At 69.7% G+C, this 18926-nt stretch carries 15 protein-coding genes and 1 tRNA gene; 13 read left to right on the top strand and 3 right to left on the bottom strand.

The genetic code is table 11. The features are described 5' to 3' along the window. Positions 1–398: 398 nt before the first annotated feature. Positions 399–484 (bottom strand) — tRNA-Leu (locus tag ACQP0P_RS46895). A gap of 164 nt (positions 485–648) precedes the next feature. Between ACQP0P_RS46895 and ACQP0P_RS46890 the strand changes: the two genes are divergently transcribed. From ACQP0P_RS46890 to ACQP0P_RS46880, 3 genes are all read left to right on the top strand, one after another. Next, positions 649–1956, top strand: a complete 1308-nt coding sequence (locus ACQP0P_RS46890; RefSeq protein ID WP_433369466.1) for a M20/M25/M40 family metallo-hydrolase — start codon at positions 649–651, stop codon at positions 1954–1956. Between the two features lie 109 nt (positions 1957–2065). Further along, on the top strand, positions 2066–2686 hold the full coding sequence (locus tag ACQP0P_RS46885) for a hypothetical protein (protein WP_433369463.1): 621 nt from the start codon (positions 2066–2068) through the stop codon (positions 2684–2686). A gap of 250 nt (positions 2687–2936) precedes the next feature. After that, positions 2937–5114, top strand: a complete 2178-nt coding sequence (locus ACQP0P_RS46880) for a chaplin family protein (RefSeq protein ID WP_433369461.1) — start codon at positions 2937–2939, stop codon at positions 5112–5114. Positions 5115–5296: 182 nt separating this feature from the next. Here the strand turns inward: ACQP0P_RS46880 and ACQP0P_RS46875 are convergent, their stop codons facing one another. Continuing rightward, positions 5297–5713, bottom strand: a complete 417-nt coding sequence (locus ACQP0P_RS46875; RefSeq protein WP_425427982.1) for a DUF5703 family protein — start codon at positions 5711–5713, stop codon at positions 5297–5299. Between ACQP0P_RS46875 and topA the strand changes: the two genes are divergently transcribed. From topA to ACQP0P_RS46830, 9 genes are all read left to right on the top strand, one after another. Then, on the top strand, positions 5640–8291 hold the full coding sequence (gene topA / locus ACQP0P_RS46870) for a type I DNA topoisomerase (protein WP_433369458.1): 2652 nt from the start codon (positions 5640–5642) through the stop codon (positions 8289–8291). The two genes, ACQP0P_RS46875 and topA, sit on opposite strands and share 74 nt — an antisense overlap. A gap of 132 nt (positions 8292–8423) precedes the next feature. Beyond that, on the top strand, positions 8424–9830 hold the full coding sequence (locus ACQP0P_RS46865; protein WP_433369455.1) for a metallophosphoesterase: 1407 nt from the start codon (positions 8424–8426) through the stop codon (positions 9828–9830). A 179-nt stretch (positions 9831–10009) separates the two neighbouring features. Beyond that, positions 10010–12073, top strand: coding sequence for a dTMP kinase (gene tmk / locus ACQP0P_RS46860; RefSeq protein WP_433369452.1), 2064 nt, complete (start codon positions 10010–10012; stop codon positions 12071–12073). 98 nt (positions 12074–12171) lie between these two features. Next, positions 12172–13353: a DNA polymerase III subunit delta' gene (locus ACQP0P_RS46855; RefSeq protein WP_433369449.1), complete on the top strand. Its 1182-nt coding sequence runs from the start codon at positions 12172–12174 to the stop codon at positions 13351–13353. A gap of 51 nt (positions 13354–13404) precedes the next feature. Continuing rightward, a complete protein-coding gene (locus ACQP0P_RS46850; protein ID WP_433369446.1) occupies positions 13405–13926 on the top strand; it encodes a SigE family RNA polymerase sigma factor in 522 nt (173 codons plus the stop codon). Next, entirely contained in the window at positions 13923–15239 is a 1317-nt protein-coding gene (locus ACQP0P_RS46845; RefSeq protein ID WP_433369443.1) for a hypothetical protein, read from the top strand. Before ACQP0P_RS46850 ends, ACQP0P_RS46845 begins: the two co-directional genes overlap by 4 nt. A gap of 194 nt (positions 15240–15433) precedes the next feature. Then, a complete protein-coding gene (locus tag ACQP0P_RS46840) occupies positions 15434–16186 on the top strand; it encodes a hypothetical protein (RefSeq protein WP_433369441.1) in 753 nt (250 codons plus the stop codon). After that, complete coding sequence (locus ACQP0P_RS46835; RefSeq protein ID WP_433369438.1) at positions 16183–17337, top strand: glycosyltransferase family 4 protein; 1155 nt, start codon at positions 16183–16185, stop codon at positions 17335–17337. Before ACQP0P_RS46840 ends, ACQP0P_RS46835 begins: the two co-directional genes overlap by 4 nt. Positions 17338–17511: 174 nt before the next feature. Beyond that, on the top strand, positions 17512–17679 hold the full coding sequence (locus tag ACQP0P_RS46830) for a hypothetical protein (protein WP_433369435.1): 168 nt from the start codon (positions 17512–17514) through the stop codon (positions 17677–17679). Between the two features lie 104 nt (positions 17680–17783). Here ACQP0P_RS46830 and ACQP0P_RS46825 read toward each other — a convergent pair whose 3' ends face one another. Continuing rightward, entirely contained in the window at positions 17784–17942 is a 159-nt protein-coding gene (locus ACQP0P_RS46825; protein ID WP_433369432.1) for a hypothetical protein, read from the bottom strand. Between ACQP0P_RS46825 and ACQP0P_RS46820 the strand changes: the two genes are divergently transcribed. Next, on the top strand, positions 17943–18800 hold the full coding sequence (locus tag ACQP0P_RS46820; RefSeq protein ID WP_433369429.1) for a PSP1 domain-containing protein: 858 nt from the start codon (positions 17943–17945) through the stop codon (positions 18798–18800). Positions 18801–18926 lie beyond the last annotated feature (126 nt).

Here is an 18926-nt window from a genome sequence, read left to right as displayed (position 1 = left end):
AGCCCAGCGGATCGAGCCGTCGGAGCATGAAAATCTCGCCGTGGCGCGGCGTCAACTGGCTGAATGCGATCGAAAGCTCGCCCAGCATCGCGCCGCGCTGGAGGCGGGTGCGGACCCTGCCGTAGTCGCTGGCTGGATCCGAGAGGAACAAGCCAAGAAGATCCGAGCCGAAGCACAGCTACGCCGTGAACCGAACCGCAGGCGGCAGCTCACCCGAGACGACCTTGCGAAGGTGATGAACACCATGGGTGACGCAGTACGGCTTCTGGGAAAGGCTGAGCCGGTCAGGAAGGCCCGGCTGTACGCCGGGCTCGGCGTTCGGCTGACCTATCACCCCAGCAAACGAAGAATCCTGGTCAGCTCTACGTCTGACCAGGACCTCATGGGCGAATCGAACGTGTCCGAGGGGGGACTTGAACCCCCATGCCCCGCAAAGGGCACTAGCACCTCAAGCTAGCGCGTCTGCCTATTCCGCCACCCGGACGTGGTGCCTGCACGTGGGACCGTCATCCCGCGTCGGCGGACTTAGGTTAGCAAACTCTTGAGCTTGCGTCATATCGGCAGGAGGGCGAGTGCGGACGGGGTGCCGGGAAGGAGGGTACGGCGGGAGGATGGGGGTGGAAACCGTACCGAACTCAAGGAGTCCACATGGCCACGCTCAACGGTGAGGATGAGGTCGTCGGGCTGTGCCGCGACCTGATCAGGATCGACTCGACCAACGCGGGTGACAATTCGGGGCCAGGGGAGCGGGCCGCCGCCGAGTACGTGGCCGAGAAGCTGGCCGAGGTCGGGCTGGAGCCGCAGATCCTGGAGTCGGACAGGGGGCGGGCCAACGTGATCGCCCGCATAGCGGGGGAGGACTCCTCGCGGGACGCGCTGCTGCTGCACGGACATCTGGACGTCGTGCCCTTCAACGCCGCCGACTGGACCCACCACCCGCTCAGCGGTGAGATCGCGGACGGCTGCGTCTGGGGGCGCGGCGCGGTCGACATGAAGGACATGGACGCGATGATCCTCGCGGTCGTACGACAGCGGCTCAGCGAGGGGCGTCGCCCGCCGAGGGACGTGGTGCTGGCCTTCACCGCCGACGAGGAGGCCGGGGGCCACTACGGCGCGCAGTGGCTGGTCTCAGAGCACAAGGACCTGTTCGACGGGTGCTCCGAGGCGATCGGTGAGGTGGGTGGGTTCAGCGTCTCCATCGACGAGGCGCGCAGGCTCTATCTGATCGAGGCGGCCGAGAAGGGCATCGCCTGGATGCGCCTGACCGCCACCGGCCGGGCCGGGCACGGCTCGATGCTCAACGCGGAGAACGCGGTCACCGAGCTGGCCGAGGCGGTGGGCCGCATCGGCCGGTACGAGTGGCCGGTACGGATGACACAGACGGTGAGGACGTTCCTGGAGGAGACCTCCAGGGCGCTGGAGCTGGAGCTTGACCTGGACGACGCGGAGAAGACCGTCGCCAAGCTGGGGCCGCTGGCGCGGATGATCGGCGCCACGCTGCGCAACACCACCAACCCCACGATGCTGGAGGCCGGCTACAAGGCCAATGTGATCCCCCAGGCCGCTACCGCGCACGTGGACGGCCGCTTCCTGCCGGGATATGAGGACGAGTTCCTCCAGACCGTCGACGAACTGCTCGGCCCCAATGTGACCAGGGAGTTCATCTACCACGACATCGCCATCGAGACCGGTTTCGACGGGCCGCTGGTGCGCGCGATGGCCGACGCCCTCCTCGCCGAGGACCCGGGCGCGCTGGCCGTGCCGTACACGCTGTCGGGGGGGACGGACCTGAAGGCGTTCAGCCGGATGGGGATCCGGGGGTTCGGGTTCGCGCCGCTGAAGCTCCCCGCCGACCTGGACTTTTCCGGGATGTTCCATGGGGTGGACGAGAGGGTGCCGGTGGATTCGTTGCGGTTCGGGGTCCGGGTTCTTGACCGATTCCTGGACGGCTGCTGATCTGTTCTCGGGAAATCCGTTGCACTGACTCCATGTAGTGCTAACGTGACTCTCCGTTGAAGGGTGGCCCGTGTCCAAGCGGGCCTGTCCAGGAGCTTTGGGAGGCCATGTGGCGCACGTGCCGCACGAGCAGTGGAGGGCGTCCTCGCCCGCTGCTCGACGCGTGCCCGTGGCCTTCTCCGTCGACGACACGATCCCCGACCGGGCTGACCGGATGGCGCGGTTCGCGGCCGGCACCCGGTGGGGCATCAGGCAAGCCCTCGCCATCGGCGGCCTCCTGGCCGCCGCATGGCTGCTCGCGATCGTCTTCGGCTTTCTCAGTGCCACTCCCGCGGTCGCGGACGCCACCGCGGCGACAGGAGTGGCCCGTTCCCAGACCCTCGACGCTGTCGCTTCCGGATCGGCTTCAAAGGTCGATGACTTCCCCACGGGCAGCGGCAAACCGTCGGCGACGGACAACGCCGAAGCCATGGCGGGGCGAGGTGTGGACGGGCTCACCAGCCAGTCCAAGCCGGGGGCCCCGGCACCCGCCACCGTCGACCACGGCTCTGGCAGCAATGGATTCGTGCCTCAGAGCGGTGGTGGATCCAGCCTCTTCGGCTCGGGTCCGGGGGATGTCGCATGGTTCGCCTACGACCCGCGACTGGCGACACAGCGTGTTCCGCTGGCGTTCGTGCTCCCCCCGGTCGTCCGCACAGCGGCGGACGACCCTTCTTTCTCTCCTGACTGACATCGTCTTGTAGACCGGCCTGATCTCCTTTCGAGTGATCCGCCGGTCGCGGAGCCTGTCTCGATCCTCCGTCCCCAGGAGAGTCGCTCCACCGGTGAGCGACGAGCAGGCCGACGAGCCAGCCAGTTCCCAACTCCCTCGTGACGGCCCGCCTGGGCCTCCACTGTGCGGACCTGTCCGGTCCTCGCATGGCTCTCGCATGCCCTCACGAGGGTTCAAGGTCCCCCCGAGACTGCTAGGAGCTTCAATCATGCGTACGTGGGTTAGGGGCACGGCCCCTGCGGCACTGCTCGCACTGGGCGTCATGGCCATGGGCGGCGGTACGGCCTTCGCCGACACCGACGGTGACCACTCGATCGCCGGAGGCAACCAGGTCAACCTTCCGATCACCCTGCCGATCGACATCAGCGGAAACGCCGCCGCTGTGGCCGGACAGTCGGCTGCCTCCTCCGAGGGCGGCGCGTCCGTCGAGAACGGCGGTGGCGGTGGCGCGGGGGGCAACGAGACCTCCGGGCGGGGCAGCGTCCTGGGCGGCAATCAGGTGGTCGCGCCGATCACCGCGCCCGTCAACGCCTGCGGCAACGCGGTGTCGGTGATCGGCCGTTCCGAGGCGGGCTGCCGAGGCGGTGCCTCGGTGCGGAATCAGGGCGGGAACGGCGGCGGTGCTGGTGGCAACCGCACGAACGGTGATCACAGCATCGGCGGCGGCAACCAGGTGGTCGCGCCGATCACCGCGCCGATCAACGCCTGCGGCAATTCTTTCGCGATCTTCGGTGGGGCGACCGCCGGTTGCCGGGGTGGTGCCTCGGTGAGCAATCAGGGCGGTGGTGGCGGTGGGGCCGGTGGCAACCGCACCTCCGGGCGGGGCAGCGTCCTGGGTGGCAACCAGGTGGTGGCGCCGATCACCGCGCCGATCAACATCTGCGGCAACTCGGTCGCCGTCGTCGGCGAGGCGTTCTCTGGCTGCGAGGGCGGTGCCGAGGTCGTCGGCGGCAGGCCCGGCGGGCCGGGGCAGCCCGGTGGCCCGGGGCAGCCCGGCGGGCCCGGGCAGCCCGGTGGCCCCGGGCAGCCCGGTGGTCCGGGACGGCCGGGTGGCCCCGGAGAGCACGGCGGCCCTGGCAAGCCCGACTGGCCGGGTAAGCCGGGTTACGGAGGTCACGGAGACCACGAGGGGCGTGGAGACCACGGCGGCCACGGCGGCGGCTGGGAGCGCGGCCCGCGTCCCGGCGGCCCCGGCTCGGGTTACGGTCGGCCAGGAAACGACACCGACGGGCGCTTCGGAGCCGGTAGCGGCAATCAGGTGGTCGCGCCGATCACCGCGCCCGCCAACGTCTGCGGCAGCGCCGTCGGCAACGGCCAGGCGGGCTGCCCGGGCGGTTCGTCCGCGGGGACGGGCCAGGGCGGCGGCGGTGCGGGCGGCAACCGCACCTCCGGGCGGGGCAGCGTCCTGGGTGGCAACCAGGTGGTGGCGCCGATCACCGCGCCGATCAACGTCTGCGGTAACGCGGTGGCCGTCCTGGGCGGGGCCTTCGCCGGCTGCCAGGGGGGTGCGTCCGTCGGGACCGGTGGTCCCGGTGGCGGCGGTGCCGGTGGCAACCGCACGAACGGTGATCACAGCATCGGCGGCGGCAACCAGGTGGTGGCGCCGATCACCGCGCCGATCAACGTCTGCGGTAACGCGGTGGGCGTGCTCGGCCGGGCCGCGGCCGGGTGCAGGGGCGGCGCCTCGGTCTCCGGCGGCGCGGGTGCGGGGGCCGGTGGCAACCGCACCTCCGGGCGGGGCAGCGTCCTGGGTGGCAACCAGGTGGTCGCGCCGATCACCGCGCCGATCAACATCTGCGGCAACGCGGTCGCCGTCCTGGGCGACGCCGCCGCGGGCTGCCTCGGCGGCTCCCGTGCCGGAGGGCCGGGCGGTGGCCACAATGGTGGCCAGTGGGGTGGCCACGAGGGTGGTCACCGGGGCGGATCCAAGGGCGACTACAACGGCAGCCGGGGTGACTGGGACGGCAAGCCCAGCAGGCACAGGACCAGTAGCCTGCTGTCCGTCCTCCCCGCGGTTCCGGGGGTCGGCGGCGAGGCCGGTCAGGCGTCGCTGTCCGACGCCCGCGTTGCCCAGGAGGCAGGCCAGTCCCAGCTTCCGGCCGCCGCCGGTCTGCCCGAGCTCCCCGTCATGCCCGCCACCCCGGTGAGCAAGCGGGCCGCGGCGGCCGACAGTAGCTCGCCGCTGGCTCCCGTCACGGGCCTGACGTCCTCCACTCCGGCCGGTAACCTGCCGATCCGTGACCTGGGTCTGATGAGTGCCGCTCAGCCCGTCGGCGTGACCGGAATGAACGTCGGTTCCCTGGTCACCCTGCTGATCGGCGCGTTGGCCGCGGCCTCCGCGACCGTCTTCGGCACCACCCGCCGGATCCGTTTTGGTAAAAAGTAAGGCATTAGTCACCCATTAGGCATGCCTTCCTCAGAGCCACTGAGGAAGGCGCGCAGACGCCTCGACGGCGGCGAGACAGGATGACCGCGCCTGCGTGGTGCGGTGCTCGCTCGCGTGGCGAGGCACGGAAGCTTTGCCCGTTCCGGGGGCGCGGCCCGGGGCGGGCAAAGCCATGTCTGGAATCACATCGTCCTGGTCACACGTATGATCTTCCGGCGCAGCCGGACGTCTCGGCGGCCATCGGGATACAGTCGCAGGCGGTCGAGCTCCCAGTCGCCGTATTCTGCGTGTTCGGTCAGTATCCGGCGGGCTGCGTCCCGTGAGGTGCCACGCGGGAGGTGGAGAACCAAGTAGGAGTAGTCCAGCACAGCGATTAGTCTCCGAGGGTGAGCCGAGGGACGTCGACACTCATAGGGCTTTATTCTGCGTCCTTGCGGCTTTCCTTGGGAGTGTTCCCGACTCAGATCGGGTAACCCGAGGGGAAGTAAACGGGGAACGAATGCGAACAGCGAGGTAGGAAGCAGCGTGCCAGCCAAGAACGGCAACGCCGGCGGAAACCGCCTGGTGATCGTCGAGTCGCCTTCCAAGGCGAAGACCATCGCCGGGTACCTCGGCCGCGGCTACGTCGTGGAGTCCAGTATCGGGCATATTCGTGATCTCCCTGAGAAGGCCGACGACATCCCTGAGAAGTACAAAGGGGAGTCCTGGGCACGCCTCGGCGTCAATGTGGATCACGAGTTTGAGCCGCTCTATGTCGTCAACCACGACAAGAAGGCACAGGTGAGCAAGCTCAAGCAGCTGCTCAAGGACGCCGACGAGCTCTATCTCGCCACTGACGAGGACCGCGAGGGCGAGGCGATCGCCTGGCACCTCCGCGAGGTGCTCAATCCCAAGGTCCCGGTGCACCGCATGGTGTTCCACGAGATCACCCCGCGGGCGATCCAGGAGGCGGTGGCCAATCCCCGCGCCCTGAACCTGCGGCTGGTCGACGCCCAGGAGACCCGGCGCATTCTCGACCGTCTCTACGGTTACGAGGTCAGCCCGGTCCTGTGGAAGAAGGTCAAGCCCCGGCTTTCGGCCGGGCGCGTGCAGTCCGTGGCGACCCGGCTGGTCGTGGAGCGCGAGCGCGAGCGCCTGGCGTTCACCAGCGCGAGTTACTGGGACCTGCAGGCGCTGCTCGACACCGGTGGTGACGAGGTTCCGCACGAGTTCACCGCGATGCTGACCGGCGTGAACGGCAAGCGCGTCGCCCAGGGCCGGGACTTCGCGAGCAACGGCACCCTCAAGAGCGCCGATGTGCTCCACCTGGACGAGCAGGCCGCCCAGGCCCTGGCCGGGCGCCTGGCCGGTGTGCCGTACAAGGTCAGGTCGGTCGAGCGCAAGCCGTACACCCGCAAGCCGTACGCGCCGTTCAGGACGACCACGCTGCAGCAGGAGGCCAGCCGCAAGCTGGGCTTCTCCGCGAAGTCGACCATGCAGGTCGCCCAGCGTCTCTACGAGAACGGCTTCATCACCTACATGCGGACCGACAGCATCACGCTGTCGGAGACCGCTGTCGCCGCCGCCCGCAGCCAGGCCATCAAGCTTTACGGCTCGGCCTATGTGCCCGACAAGCCGCGTGTCTACGCCAGCAAGGTGAAGAACGCGCAGGAGGCGCACGAGGCGATCCGTCCCTCGGGTGAGGAGTTCCGCACGCCGGGCGAGACCGGGCTGACCGGTGACATGTTCCGCCTGTACGAGCTGATCTGGCAGCGGACCGTGGCCTCCCAGATGAAGGACGCGGTCGGCGAGTCGGTCATCGTCAAGGTGGACGGCACGTCCAGTTCGGGGGAGCAGGTCGAGTTCAGTGCCTCCGGGCGGACCATCACCTTCCATGGCTTCCTGAAGGCCTATGTCGAGGGCGCGGACGACCCGTCCACCGACCGCGACGACTCCGAGAAGCGCCTGCCGAACCTGAGCGAGAACGACCCGCTCACCGCGTCCGCGCTGAACGTGCTGTCGCACGCCACCAAGCCGCCGGCCCGGTACACGGAGGCGTCGCTGATCAAAGAGCTGGAAGACCGGGAGATCGGCCGTCCCTCGACGTATGCGTCGATCATCGGAACGATTCTGGACCGCGGCTACGTCTTCAAGAAGGGCACCGCCCTGGTGCCGTCCTTCCTGGCGTTCGCGGTGGTCAACCTGCTGGAGCAGCACTTCGGCCACCTCGTCGACTACGACTTCACCGCCGACATGGAGAAGGTCCTCGACGACATCGCCAACGACCGGGCGGAGCGGGTGCCCGAGCTGCGCCGGTTCTACTTCGGTGTGGACGGCGGCGAGGGGCTGAAGGAACTGGTCACCGACCTCGGCGAGATCGACGCCAAGGAGATCAGCTCGTTCTCGATCAGGGGCACCGACATCATGATCCGGGTGGGCCGCTACGGTCCGTACCTGGACCGGGAGGGTGTCCGGGTGAACGTGCCGGAGGACCTGGCCCCCGACGAGCTCACCGCAGAGAGGGCCGAGGAACTGTTCTCCCGCCCGACGGGTGACCGGGAGCTGGGCAAGGACCCGGTGACCGGGCACGTGATCGTGGCCAAGGACGGCCGCTTCGGTCCGTACGTCACCGAGATCCTGCCGGTGGAGACGCCTCCGGCCGAGGGCAAGAAGAAGACCAAGAAGGCCGACGCCCCCAAGCCGCGCACCGGGTCGCTGCTCAAGTCGATGTCCCTGGACACCGTCACCCTTGAGGACGCCCTGCTGCTGCTCTCGCTGCCGAGAGTGCTCGGGGTGATCGACGACCAGGAGGTCACGGCGCAGAACGGCAAGTTCGGACCGTACATCAAGAAGGGCACCGACTCTCGTTCCCTGGGGTCGGAGGAGGAACTGTTCACGGTCACCCTCGATCAGGCCAAGGAACTGTTCGCCCAGCCCAAGACCAGGGGTAGGCGGGCCACGGCCGCGCCGCCGCTGCGTGAGCTGGGTGAGGACTCGGTCTCCAAGAAGCCGATCGTGGTGAAGGAGGGGCGGTTCGGGCCCTACGTCACCGACGGGGAGACCAACGCCTCACTGCGCAAAGGCGACGAGGTCGAGCAGATCACCACCGAACGCGCCGCCGAGCTGCTCGCCGACCGCCGCGCCCGAGGCCCGGCGCCCAAGCGTCCCCGCACCACCCGGGCCAAGGCCAAGGCCTGACGCCGCCGGGCCAGGGCCCCTCGTACGGGGCTCTGGCCCGCGGGGTTTCCGCACCCGCTGGGAACGCATTCGCCGCTTCGGGCGTTCTTCGGAACGCGCCGGGACGGCCGGTGGGCGCGAGAGGGAAGGCAAGTGACGATCGTGGGCTTCGTGTCGCTGGTCATCTGTGCGATCACGGTGGTCCACTACTACCTGTGGCGCCGCCTGGTCCGTTCGACCACCCGGCCGGGGCGGACCCGCCGGGTGCTGACCTGGATCCTCGTCGGCCTGGCGGTGCTCGCCCCCGTGACGCTGGTCGTCTCCCGCAGTGAGTGGGGGCACTTCCTGGCGTGGCCGGGATTCTTCTGGATCGCGACGATGTTCTACCTCGTCGTGTTCCTGGTGGTCCTGGAGATCCCCAGGGCCGTGGCCCTGCTGCTGGTGCGCGGGATGGAGCACCGGGCCGAGCGGCGCCGGGTACCGCCGGGGGTGGTCGCCCGCCGTGCGAAACGAGCCGCGCAGCCGGAGCTCGCCGTTCGATCCGAAACCGCCGTCCCACCGGCGTCCGTGGCCGCCGTTCACCCCCAGCACTCCCTCCGGTCCGTCCCCACGGCCCAGACGGACCGTGGGGAGTCCGCGGTCGGTGGGCTGGTCGTCGTACCGGGCCCTGGAGGCACACCGCGCGGCGGAGGGGCGAAGGACACGGCAGGCGGGCTGAGCAGGAGGCTGTTCATCGCCCGTACGGCGGCGGTCGCCGCCGGGGCGGGGGCGCTCGGCACGATCGGGTTCGGGATCAGGACCGCCCTCGGCGACCCGGTGATCGAGTCGGCCGGGGTGGTGCTGCCCAGGCTGGATCCGCGCCTGAACGGCCTGCGGTTCGCGGTTGTCAGCGACATCCACCTGGGCCCGCTCACCGGTACGGAGCACACCCGGCGCATCGTCCGCATGATCAACTCGCTGGAGGCCGACGTGGTCGCCGTCGTCGGCGACCTGGTCGACGGCACGGTGGCCGAGCTCGGCCCGCTGGCCAGGCCGCTGAAGGATCTCGAATCCCGCTACGGTGCCTACTTCGTCACCGGCAACCACGAGTACTACACCGCAGGCGGCCCGCAGGAGTGGATCGAGGAGCTCCGCGAGCTCGGCATCCGCCCGCTGGGCAACGAGCGGGTGGAGATCGCTCACGGGGGAGCCGTGCTCGATCTCGCCGGGGTCAACGACGTCGGTGGTGTCGCGTCGGGTGACGGTCCGGACTTCGAGCGGGCGCTGGGTGGCCGTGACCGCTCCCGGTCCACGGTCCTGCTCGCCCACCAGCCGGTCCAGGCGGTCCAGGCGGCCACCTACGGGGTGGACCTCCAGCTGTCCGGCCACACGCACGGTGGGCAGATGGTGCCCTTCAACCTGATCATCCCGATGCAGCAGCCGGTCGTCTCCGGTCTCGGCGAGGTGGACGGCACCCAGGTCTACGTGACGCGGGGCGCGGGTTTCTGGGGGCCGCCGGTGCGAGTGGGCGCCCCACCCGAGATAACCCTGCTGGAAGTCAGGAACGAGAAGCTCCGGTAGCCCGGCACCGATCGGGAGGTAGGCATATCACTGGAAACACGAGCATCTGACGCTTCTTTTCGGGTGTGGCACCTGCGGGGCACAGGGCGGAGGCATTACCCTCATGCGACGGGCAGCCGGGCATTTCCGCCTGGCTCATGTTCTCCCCAGCCCAGCGAGCACCTGGATACGCTGACACTATGACCACCCTTGGCCGGAGCACCGCGCGACGCAAGCCCCCCCACGTGCTGGCCAACACCCCGTTCCGCAAGCTGTGGACGGCGATGTCGGTGTGCAGCCTCGGAGACTGGCTCAACCTGCTGGCACTGACCGCCCTGGCGGGCAACCTCACGGCGGGGTCCGGCTACAAGGTCCAGAGCCTGGCCATCGGAGGCGTCTTCGTGGCGAAGATGCTCCCCGCCATCCTGCTGGGCCCGCTCGCCGGCGCGTTCGCCGACCGGTTCGACCGGCGGATGACGATGTTCTTCTGCGACTTCCTGCGCTTCGCGCTGGTGTTGTCGATCCCGCTGATCGGCAACTACCAATGGGTGATCATCGCCACCTTCCTGGTCGAGTGCGTCAACCTCTTCTGGGTTCCGGCCAAGGACGCCACGGTGCCCAACCTGGTGCCCAAGGAGCGACTGGAGGAGGCCAACCAGCTCAACCTCCTGGTCACCTACGGGACCGCGCCGATCGCCGCGCTGCTGTTCGCGGTGCTGTCGGTCGCCGACGACGTCCTGGGCAACCTGGTGCCGTTCTTCGCCCAGCGGGAGACCTACCTGGCGCTGTTCATCAACGCGCTCGCCTACCTGGTCTCGGCCTTCATCATCCTCTCGCTCAAGGACATCCCGAAGGCCGGCGCGCGGGCCGCGACCTCCACGCCGTCGGTGCTGCGGCAGATCTTCGAGGGCTGGCGGTTCGTCGGCGGCAACCGGCTGATCCGCGGTCTGATCATCGGCATGCTGGGCGCGTTCGCCGCCGGCGGCGCGGTGGTCGGGGTGGCCAAGATCTACGTGGACGCGCTGGGTGGCGGCGACGCGGCGTACGGCGTGGTCTTCGGGGCGGTCTTCGTCGGCATGGCGTCCGGCATGTTCTTCGGGCCGAGGCTGCTGCGGGAGCTGTCGCGGCGGCGGTTGTTCGGCCTGTCGATCGTGGTGGCCGGGGTGGTCCTCGTCGCGATCGCGCTCGTCCACAACCTGGTGATCGTCGTCCTGCTGACCGTGCTGCTCGGCGCGTGCGCGGGAATCGCCTGGATCATCGGCTACACGATGATCGGGCTGGAGGTGGACGACAACCTGCGGGGCCGCACGTTCTCCTTCCTGCAGTCGCTCGCCCGGGTGACCCTGCTGCTGGTGGTCGCGGTCGCGCCGACCCTGGCGGGTCTGTTCGGCGAGCGGGAGATCAGGGTCGGGCAGGAGCCGGTCTACCAGTTCGACGGCTCCAACCTGGTGCTGCTGGTCGGCGGGTTGCTCGCGGTGGTCGTCGGGACCGTCGCGCTACGGCAGATGGACGACCGCAGGGGCGTCTCGATCGCCGCAGACCTGATCGCCGCGGTGCGCGGGGAGCGGTTCACCCCCGAGAGCGTCGAGCAGGCACGCGGGATGTTCATCGCCTTCGAGGGCGGTGAGGGGTCGGGTAAGACCACCCAGTCCAGGCTGCTGGCGATCTGGCTGCGCGACCAGGGGTTCGACGTCGTACAGACCCGTGAGCCGGGCTCGACCAAGGTGGGCATGCGGCTGCGCGCGATCCTGCTCGACGCGGTGCACCAGGGACTGTCCGCGAGGTCGGAGGCCCTGCTGTACGCGGCCGACCGGGCCGAGCATGTGGAGAAGGTCATCCGCCCGGCCCTCCAGCGGGGCTCCATGGTGATCTCCGACCGGTACGTCGACTCGTCGCTGGCCTACCAGGGCGCGGGCCGGGCGCTGGACATCGAGGACGTCAAAAGGATCAACGGCTGGGCCACCGGTGGGCTCGTTCCCGATCTCACCGTGCTCATCGACACCCCGCCGTCGGTGGGGCTGACCCGGCTGGGCGGGGCCGCCGACCGCATCGAGTCGGAGCCGCTGGAGTTCCACGAGCGCGTCCGCCGCGAGTTCCGGGCGCTGGCCGCCGCAGAGCCGGATCGCTACCTGGTCGTCGACGGGACCCTGACCCAGGAACGGATCTCCTCGCTCATCTACGACCGGGTCCGCGAGATCATGCCCGACCCAGTGCCACAGGAGTCGGAGGACGTCACCGGGACCATCCCGGCGATCCGTGACTGACCCGGTGCCTCCGCGAGCCGTGAGCGGAGCCGAGGTCGCGGGGAGTCCTCTCCGTGAGCTCCTGACCCGGCGATCGGCACCGGCGGTAGGTTGGGTCCGTGGGAGTCTTTGATGATCTTGTAGGGCAGGAGCGGGCCGCGGTAACGCTCCGCCGGGCCGCGGCGGCCGGGGCCGACCTGCTGGCCGGGGGGCGCGGCGCCGGGATGACCCACGCGTGGCTGTTCACCGGGCCGCCCGGGTCCGGGCGTGAGGAGGCCGCGCGGGCGTTCGCCGCCGCGCTGTTCTGCCACGAGCAGGGGTGCGGCCACTGCGACATGTGCCATCAGGTGTCGGTCGGCTCCCACCCGGACCTGGAGATCGTCCGCCCGCAGGGACTCTCGTACGGCATCAAGGACACCCGCAGGCTCATCCTGCGCGCGGCCGGGGCGCCGACGCTGGGCCGCTGGAGGGTCGTGCTGTTCGAGGACGCCGACCGGGCGACCGAGGGGGCGTCCAACGCGCTGCTCAAGGCCATCGAGGAGCCGCCGCCGAAGACCGTCTGGCTGCTCTGCGCGCCTGCTCCGGACGACATGATGATCACCATCAGGTCCCGTTGCCGGATCGTCACGCTCGTCACCCCGCCCACCTCGGCGGTCGCCCACGTGCTGGCCACGCGCGAGAACGTGCCGCCGGCGATGGCGGAGTTCGCGGCCAGGGCCGCCCAGGGGCACATCGACCGCGCCCGCAGGCTGGCCCTGGACGAGGAGGCGCGCTCGCGTCGCGAGGCGGTGCTGTCCATCCCCAGGTCGCTCACCGGCGTCGGCGAGTGCGTGATGGCCGCCGAACGCCTGGTGAAGACCGCCGAGGACGAGGCCGCCGCGGTCACGGCGGTGCTGAACGAGGCGGAGATCACCGAGCTGCGCCAGGTCTACGGCGAGGGCTCCACCGGAAAGGGGCTCAACAGGGGGCTGATCCGCGGCGGTGCCGGGGCGCTCAAGGACCTTGAGGACCGGCAGAAGTCCCGGGCGACCCGCACCAAGCGCGACGTCATCGACGCGGCACTGCTCGACCTGGTGGCGTTCTACCGCGACGTGCTGGCCGTGCAGTTCGGTGCGCACGTGGAACTGGCCGGCGAGGACCGCCGTGCCGATCTGGAAGACCTGGCCCGTGCCTCCACCCCGGAGGACACCCTGCGCAGGATCGACGCCATCATGCGCTGTCGGAGGCGACTGGCGGCCAACGTCAGCCCGCAGATGGCCGTCGAGTCGATGACCCTCTCACTGCACCGGCCAGGCGTCTGATCCGCCTCGCGACGGGAGGCAACCCGGGGACGGTTTTCGCGTCTCTTGGTCATGCAGGCCGAAATGTTGGAACTGGGCAGAGCGGAGCCCGTTGAGACGATCAGCGGGCTCTACGCCGAGCACGCGCTCGGGCTGACCCGGCTCGCCCTGGTCATGATCGGGGATCGCGAGTCCGCCGAAGACGTGGTGCAGGAGGCGTTCCTCGGCCTTCATCGCAGATTCGGCCGGTTGAGGGACCCGGAGAAAGCGCTCGTCTATCTGCGCAGCGCCGTGCTGAACAACGCGCGCACCGTGCTGCGCCGCAGGCGGCTGCCCTCGTGGTTCGCCGGTACCTACACACCGCCCGTCTGGTCGGCCGAGTCCGAGGCGATGCTCGGCGCCGAGCGCCGGGCCGTCATCGAGGCACTCCACAGGCTGCCGAGGCGGCAACGCGAGGTGCTGTTGCTGCGCTTCTACGCCGACCTGTCCGAGGAGGAGACCGCCAATGCCATGGGGATCAGCCGCGGCACGGTCAAGTCCACCACGCACCGGGCGCTGAACGCGCTCGGTCGTCTCCTGGGAGAGAACCAGTGAACGAGATCGTCAACCGGCTGCGGGACGCGGCGGGGGCCCTCGGGGAGACCGTTCAGGACGTCCCCGACTTCAGGCGGTACCCGTCCCATACGAGAAGACCCTGGGCTATGCCGCTGGTGGCCGCGGCGGCGGTGACCACGGTGGTCGCCGCCGGGGTCACGGTGGTCCAGGGCGACGGGCGAGGGGACGGCGGCGTCGTATCGGCGGTGGGCACCGCTCCGGAGCGCTTCGCCGTGGTCGGTGACAGCTCGGTCACCTTCCACCGGTCGGACACGGGTCACCTGGCCGCCAGGCTCTCACTGGGCCCCGAGCAGCGCTTCTCACTGGTGGACGCCGCCAGAGGTGCCTTCTACGTCACGGTGAGGTCGGGTTCCTGCGAGACGTTGTTCCTGCGCGTGACGTTCCAGCCGGACGGGGCGTTGCGCAGGGAGACGCTGCCGATCACCCCGCCGAAGGGTAGCGTGCCCACGTCGCTCGCGGTCAGCGCGGACGGCACCAGGCTCGCCTACGGCCTGGTGCCGTGCCAGGGCGGCACCCTTCCCGCGCGGCTCGGTGTGACCGATCTGACCACGGGGAAGAGCCGGGTGTTCGGCTCGCCGCGCGGGGGCGACGTCAGAAACGTGTCGATCACCGCGGACGGCGGCTCCGTCGCCTTCCAACGCGGTCCGGGTACGAACCCCACGAGTCCACCCACCCGGCTTCCCGCTCCGGCGAAACCTCCCTCTTCGAGGCCGGTTCTCGAGGCGACGCCCATGCCAACGGTGACGGTCACGCCGGCGCCTCGCCGGTTGGAGGTTTCGCCGTCCGCGGTGCCGAGGCCGACTCTGACCGTGACGGTCACGCCGGTGCCCGCCGGCCGCCGGGTGTCTGGCGGGGACGGGCCCGAGGTGACCTTCCTCGGCCCCGATCCCTCGGAGGTGTGGGTGCTCGACACCGCGGCGGAGGGCGACGATCTGGACGGGGCAAGGAAGGTGCTGCTCAGGACCGCTTCCGGTACGCCCGCCGGTGTGCAGGGGGTGCGGATCGGCGCCGACGGCCGCTCGTTCGTCGCGGCGCTCGGCCGGATCGTCGAGAGGGCCGCAGGTGGGGGCTCCCAGGTTGTGGCCGAGATCGCGCGTTTTGGCGCCGGGGACGGCAGAAAGACGGGGGCGCTCTACCACGACGATCGGGGTGGTCTCCAGCTGGTCGACACGGATGGTTCGGGCGAACACCTCCTGGTCCGGCGGGGGCCGGAGTTCGGGGTGGTCAACTCTGGCCGATATCGGACACTTCGGAGTTTCCGGCAACCTGCTATGGCGGATATCGGCTGGTGAGGGGATGGGGCCGTCGCGACTGCGCGGCCCCATCCCGTCTTTTTTCGATTAGATGGAACCATTCCTCGCTAAATCACCTCAAAGCATGAGTGTGGGTCGTTAGGATTCACGGGCAAAAATCAATGCTTTTGTTATAAAACAACGGGAAGTGTCCTGCTCTACGGGGATGAGCAGCGAAGGCCGGGGGAATTTTGGTGAGCACCGAGGCGCGCCACGGGGGGGTTCCGTCCGTGAGCGGGCGGGCCGTCACAAGCCGGGTAGGCGATGACGACACGCTGAGGATCGAATGGTCGGTGCCGACGGACGCGGAGATCGTCCTGCGGCACGTGGAGACCGGTGAGGAGTGCGGGGCGGCGGACCTGACGGTGCTGGCCCCAGGTCTCTGGATGGCCTCGTACCGGGGCGAGCCCGTCGCCACCGACGACCCGGGGTTCTCGCTCGACGGGCTCTGGTCCTACGCCGAGACCCGCCGCAACCGGGAGATCAGGGCGTTCCGCACCTCCCTCGGCACGCTGGGCCTGCGGGTCCGCGAGGTCGAGCCGTACGTCGAGGTGATCCGGGTGACCGCGGACGACGGGGTGATCGCCGTCGAGGGCGCCGTCGCGTACGGCGACCCGATCCGGGGGGAGGCCAGGCTGGTGGCGGTGGCCCGCCGGGGACCGGAGCCGGTGAGCGGGCCGGCGACCTTCCAGGGGCGGTGGTTCGAGGGAGCGATCGAGATCGCGCCGATGGCCGAGGCACAGGTGCGGCGCCGGGTCTTCTGGGACCTGTACGCGGAGATCTCCGGGGTCCGGCTGCCGCTGGCGACCCGTCTTGATGACATAACAGACAAGAAGATCAAAGTTCGTTTTCCTGCCCAGCATGTCGGGCAGGTGAGGGTCCGCCCGTACTACACCGAGACCGACAGCCTCGCCGTCGCGCTCAGCATCGAAGAGGAGAAGTCATGAAGATCTCCTTTCTCATTCTCAACGCCTACGGCATGGGCGGCACCATCCGCGCCACCTTCGACCTCGCCACCGCCATGTCCGAGCGGCACGAGGTCGAGATCGTCAGCGTCTTCCAGCACACCGACACCCCCTTCCTGCCGCTGGGCTCCCGGGTCAGGCTCCGTTCGCTGGTGGACCTGCGGGAGAGGGCCAGGGTCCGCTGGCCGTACACGAAGAGGGCCGAGCGGCTGGGCGCGCGGGAGAGCGCGCTGATCCACCCCGAGGAGCGCGCCTACGCGTCCTTCAGCGCCTGGAGCGACGAGGTCCTCGTCCGCGAGCTGCGCAGGCTCCGCAGCGACGTCCTGATCACCACCCGCGCGGGGCTCAACATCATGGCCGCGAGGTACACCCGCAGGAAGGTCGTCACGATCGCCCAGGAGCACCTGCACTTCGAGGCACACCAGCCCGGGATCTTCGAGGAGATCCGGACCTGGTACCCGAAACTGGACGCGGTCGTCACCCTCACCGAGGCCGACGAGCACGACTACCGGAACATGCTCAACGGGTCGCCCACCCGGGTGTTCACCATCGGCAACGGGCTGCCCGGCGGGCCGCGTCCGCGCTCCAGGCAGGAGAACCGGATCGTGCTGGCCGCGGGCAGGCTGGTGCCGGTCAAGGGGTACGACCGGCTGCTGAAGGCGTTCGTCCGGGTGGCCAGGGAACGTCCCGACTGGAAACTGCGGATCTACGGCGAGGGCCGGGTCGGCGACAAGCTGGTCAGGCAGGCGGTCAAGCTGCGGCTGCACAACAACGTCACGTTCATGGGCCCCACCGGTGACATCGAGGGCGAGCTCGCCAAGGCGTCGATCCACGCGGTCAGTTCCCGCTTCGAGGGCTTCGGCATGACCATCATCGAGGCGTTCGCCTCCGGGGTGCCGGTGGTCAGCTTCGACTGTCCCCGTGGACCTCGCGAGATCATCACACCCGGGATCGACGGACTGCTGGTTCCCGCCGACGACGTGGACGCCCTGGCCGACGGGTTGATCCAGATGATCGACGACGAGGAGGGCCGCCGCAGGATGGCCAAGAACGCCATCCAGACGGCCCGGAGCTACGACATCTCCATGATCGCCCAACGCTGGGAGAAGTCCTTCGCCGAACTCGGCCGCTGAGCGGGGGGCGGGCGCGGTCGTACACCGACCCGGACCGGTCGCCGCCGTTGAGCCGAGCCGGTGCGCCGGGTGGAACTCACCGGATGGGACACGTGGGCCGGACGGGGTTTACGAGCCCGCCCGCTCGCAGCCCCCGCCCGCCACCGCTCCAGCGCTTCCTTCCGGATCGCCGCTGTGGCCCTGGCCGTCGCCGTGACGGTCTTCGGAGTCGTACGGCTCACCGCGCCCTCCCCGCTTCTCCAGGAGAACATCGTTGCCGTGGCGATGAGCGTTCCTGAGCAGTCCGGAGACGCCGACGTGTCGGTCTTCCTCTGCAAGCGGTCGATGTCCCCTGCATGCTGAGAAGGGCGTCGCTGTGGTCGCTCGTCGAGCGCGTCCTTCCGTGGTCGAACGAGCCGGAGCAGTGCTCGTTCCCGGGGGTCAAGCCCCCGGAGTCCTGAGAGGGGTCAGAGCGAGCGGCTGACGCTGGTACGGGCGGTTCGCGAGCGCGGCCGGGCGATGCCGAGGTCGGATGGCTTGTCCGTGATCGTCCCCGGGTGGCACCGCACATCCGGGGGCATGACACATAGGGTGAGCACGAGCCGTACCCCCAGGTTTGGAGCCATATGGGCATGATCATGGCGGTGAGTTTCACCCGCTACGGCAGGCTGTACTACCTCGACCCCGGTGAGCACAGCCCCAAGGTCGGCGACAAGGTGCTGGTGCCCACCGAGGCCGGGCCCGAGGTCGCCGAGTGCGTCTGGGCGCCGCAGTGGACGAGCGAGGAGATCGACGGGCTGCCGATGTGCGCGGGCATCGCGACCGAGGAGCACCTCACCCGCGACGAGGGCAACAAACGGCGTCGCGCCGAGGCCCGGAGCGTCTCCAAGCGCCTGATCAAGCGGCACACGCTGCCGATGAAGGTCGTCGGCGTCGACTACCTGGACGCGGAGAACGTCTACACGGTCTACTTCTCCGCCCCGCACCGGGTCGACTTCCGCGCCCTGGTCCGTGACCTGGCCCGCAACCTGCGCGCCAGGGTGGAGCTGCGCCAGATAGGCCCGCGCGACGAGGCCCGCCTCCAGGGCGGCATCGGCCCCTGCGGCCGTGACCTGTGCTGCGCCACCTTCCTCAAGGACTTCGAGCCGGTCTCCGTCCGGATGGCCAAGGACCAGGACCTGCCGGTCAACCCGCTGCGCATCGCGGGGGCATGCGGGCGGCTGATGTGCTGCCTGAAGTACGAGCACCCCCTCTACCTCGACGCCCAGAGCAGGATGCCCCGGATCGGGCTGAAGGTCGACACCCCCGAGGGCGCCGGAACCGTCGTGGGCCGCAACGTACCCTCGGACTCCGTCGTGGTCCGCCTGGATGACGGCGGCCGCCGCTGCGCCTGCCCGTCGGCCTCGGTCTGCTCCCCGCGCAAGCAGCACGACGAGGCGTACGGTGGCGCGGTGCGGGTCGCCGAGAGCGGACCGGAGGGGTGACCACCCGCCCGCGGGGCCCTGCGGGCGGGTGGAGGTATGAGAGCCCTTCATCCCGAAGGGTTCCCGGTTCTGTCGGAAGGACTCGGTCCTGTTCGAGGGCTCGCCCGGACGGGATTCCGTCCGGGG

The organism is Streptosporangium sp. CA-115845 (genome assembly GCF_050943795.1).
GTDB lineage: Bacteria > Actinomycetota > Actinomycetes > Streptosporangiales > Streptosporangiaceae > Streptosporangium.
Note: the sequence above shows the minus strand (reverse complement) of the source record. Positions and strands in the feature narration are given on the sequence as shown.